Origin of the sequence: Aromatoleum evansii (genome assembly GCF_012910805.1) — a bacterium.
Taxonomy (GTDB): domain Bacteria; phylum Pseudomonadota; class Gammaproteobacteria; order Burkholderiales; family Rhodocyclaceae; genus Aromatoleum; species Aromatoleum evansii.
The window spans coordinates 1-411 of sequence record NZ_WTVK01000266.1 but is presented as its reverse complement, the minus strand read 5'-3'; the positions used below and the strand labels follow the sequence as shown (position 1 = coordinate 411).

The 411-nt window shown below is 66.7% G+C and carries 1 pseudogene; it reads left to right on the top strand.

What is annotated here, in order from left to right:
* Nucleotides 1–202: 202 nt before the first annotated feature.
* Nucleotides 203–411 (top strand): annotated as a pseudogene (locus GO615_RS28240) (hypothetical protein); the annotation flags it as partial.

Below are 411 nucleotides of genomic sequence, written 5' to 3'. Positions count from 1 at the left end.
CGGCAATTGCGGCGAGGTCGCGGACGCGGCCGTGCTGTGTCCCTCGTTCTATCGCGCCGACGTCATTCACAATCCGACCGGCTGGGACAGGTTCAAATCAAAGGTCGCGATGGCCGTGATCGGCTGGCTGCAACGGCGGCGCGATCGCCGGCGGCCGGAGTTCGAGGCCTTGGCATGAGATTTTGGGCATGAGAGACTGGGCATGAGAGACGAAACGGTCCAGTTGGCGCTTCCTGCCGCGGGTGATGCGACCGAGCGGCCGATCTCGATCGCGATCGTCGCGATGGGCGGCCAGGGCGGCGGCGTCCTCACCGACTGGATCGTCCAGCTCGCCGAGAACCATGGCTGGGTCGCGCAATCGACCTCGGTGCCCGGCGTCGCCCAGCGCACCGGCGCCACGATCTACTACAT